The sequence below is a fragment of the Merdimmobilis hominis genome (assembly GCF_016901855.1).
Taxonomy (GTDB): domain Bacteria; phylum Bacillota; class Clostridia; order Oscillospirales; family Ruminococcaceae; genus Paludihabitans.
In genome coordinates this window covers 1-2907 of the sequence record NZ_JACJKY010000046.1, presented here as the reverse complement: position 1 = coordinate 2907, position 2907 = coordinate 1, and the positions used below count along the sequence as shown (strand labels likewise).

Annotated in this window: 2 protein-coding genes; both read right to left on the bottom strand. The window is 53.0% G+C overall.

Annotated features, from left to right (window positions below; genetic code table 11):
• Positions 1–2622, bottom strand: a 2622-nt coding sequence (locus H6A12_RS12930) for an LPXTG cell wall anchor domain-containing protein (protein ID WP_204448418.1), incomplete at its 3' end; no start/stop codon positions are given.
• A gap of 168 nt (positions 2623–2790) precedes the next feature.
• A partial coding sequence (locus H6A12_RS13835) for an LPXTG cell wall anchor domain-containing protein (RefSeq protein WP_204448419.1) occupies positions 2791–2907 on the bottom strand: 117 nt, incomplete at its 5' end.

The window sequence follows — 2907 nt, the reverse complement described above, 5'->3', positions numbered from 1 at the left end:
GGCCGCCGCCTTTTTCCGCCTGTAAAGCAGCATTCCCAGCACGCCGCCGCAGGAGGCCAGCATCAGGCTGATCCACAGCATCATGTTGCTGCTGTCCCCGGTCTGGGGGATGCCGGTGTCGCCGGAAGGATCCTGCTGACCCTGCGAATCGGATGAATCGGTCGGATCAGTCGAATCGGTTGGCTCTCCGGTTCCCGCTGCAGGGATGGCTTCAGTCTGCACATATGCACAGACCGTACAGGTGCGTTCCTTGGATCCTGTTTCCGTTTCAGTGGCTTCTTTGGTGACGCTCCACTCGCCATAGGTATGAGCGGCCGTATCCGCCTTTGCTCCACACTCGCAAGCATGCCAGTGATTGTTTTCGTCCGAGCTCCACTCTTCGCTGTAGCTGTGCTCATGCTCGATTACCGGGATCGTCTCTGTCTGCATATAATCGCAGACCGTGCAGGTGCGCTCCCTGGAGCCCGTTTCCGTTTCAGTAGCTTCTTTGGTGACGCTCCACTCGCCATAGGTATGAGCGGCCGTATCCGCCTTTGCTCCACACTCGCAAGCATGCCAGTGATTGTTTTCATCCGAGCTCCACTCTTCGCTGTATATGTGGGTGTGCGGCTCAGCGTCGGATGGGAAAATGTACACGACGAAGTCGTCAAATTCGTTGCTATCAGAATAATAGGTGATGTTACTGGAATCGCCGTTGTAAGAAAGCGCCTGCCGCTGTGGGAGCTTAAACCGATACCCGCTGTTTACCCGCAAGTCCAGTCGCAAAAAATTGGAACTGGAACCGGAGGAATAGAACCAGACGCCGTTGTCGATCACAAATGCATCTGAAGAGAGCTTAAAATTGCTTAGCTGTTCTGAACTTAACCAAGTAGTCTCTTGCCCCAAAACCCCGACAAGATCCTCAGGCCCGGTAATGTCGATCTGCTCTACCACTTCCGGCTCCCCAACCTCGCCGACCGTAAACCAGAAAAAGAGATCTCTATCGTGCTCATCGATCGTAATGGAATCCTTACGCGCATAGTTGAGTATATTTCCGTCCTGATCCACAACATACTCAATGTCAAAATCAGGCGGAACATAATAGGAGCGTAACCAGGAGCTTACAAAAGATATTTTCAGCATATAGGTTTTGCCCGCTTCAAATGTTTCAGGGCTGTAATTGATAGACTTTTGAGAGCCGACATAGGGAACTTCGTACCAATAGAAGTATTCGCTCATCCCTTCTATAACTTCCTTGCCGTCCGGGGTTCCGAATGTGGGATCTTCGATTGTTACGCCCGGCTCCGGCGCATTCATCGTCAAAGGCACGCTTTTGTGATCCTTTGTTTCCCAATCTGTCATGTCAATACCTTCGAACATGGGGTCGTTGTCGTACATGGTCGTCCGCGCATAGGCTTTCCTGTAAACCCTGAGAACGATCTCGTGGAACAGAGTTGCGCTCTTCCCGTCGGGTGATACGGTAACCGTCGCATCTTTGTCTGCGCGGATGGTTCCTCCGGCGTCCTGCGCGAACACCACACCGTCCGCCGCCTCTACTTCGGCATAAAAAGTATAGTCGTTTTCTGTACTGAAATGCGTATCCTCCGCCGTCAGATCCCGCCAGTCCCCCTTTCCTTCCGGCTTAATTAACATCCGGGCGTCCTTGATTGTGAACAGCGATTTGGCGGGCGCGCCAAGCGTGTCGACACCCACTGTAAAGTTATCCGGCTCCATGCGGATTTCCTGCCCTTCAAGCGGCCATATTTCACTGTCTATGTAGATATAATCCACAACTATGTCTCCAAACTGCATGAACACCTCGATTCTGTAAGGGTCGAGGGATATGACCTTCGCTTTTTCGCCGTTTACCGTAACCTCCGGCGGCGTATCCCCGAAATACCAGCCGGTCTGGGCGTACAGGAGCATGCGGACGCCATACGCGAGGGACCCATCGTATTCATCTCCGGAATATACTGTATTCCAAACATGATAGTCGTCATAAGAATCCAGGCTCCATTCGTAATAGTCGGCGCTGTAAATCTTCACCTGCTCATCATGGGCCTGCGCCACCTGCTTTTCAATGGTATCTTCCGCCTGGCCAAAATCGATGCCTGCCGCCGGCACGGGAATCTCGTCAAAAGCAAGACGGGTGATTTCCTGTTTCTCAGGCGGGTCGATGGCGAACCATGCGTCAACAACCACCGTTGATTCGAGTTCTCTATCAACGACCAGCCTTTCCGGCTGTGCGCCGACCAGGGAAACCGCAATATCCTCTGTCGCGGCGTAGTTGAAATCCATATATACGTACAGCACCAGCCTGTACCAGCCTTTTTCAAAGGAATCGTCTGCGCTCATGGAAACCAGCGTGTTTTCATCGCCCTCGTCGGCGCACTTAGACCAGTACACATCATTTACGGTATACGGGTCGCTTTCCTGACTCTGAATACTGAAATCTGCAGGCTTGCCTTCTGCCGGCGCGTCTACCTCCAACTCGATTTTGTCAATCATCTGCGGCTCATAGGGGTCGGTTTCTTGGCTCCCCCCAACGAGCGGATCGTCTGCTGCGAACACCGCCGTCGGCAGTACGCTCAATACCATGCACAGGGAAAGCAGCAACGACGTCAGTTTCTTTTTTGCTTGCATTTGGTTTCTCCTCCTTGTCAAATAAGATTGCTTATCCTTTGGTGCATACCAAAGGATAGAAGGGATATCCCTTCTTGAAAAGGATACCGGCTGCGCCGGGGCGGGCTGTGGGTTTTGCACGAAGCCCGCCCGCAGGCGCTTTTGCCGGTTTTGTTTTATCTCTCAGCCTTATTTCTCGGCCGCCGCCTTTTTCCGCCTGTAAAGCAGCATTCCCAGCACGCCGCCGCAGGAGGCCAGCATCAGGCTGATCCACAGCATCATGTTGCTGCTGTCCCCGGTCTGGGG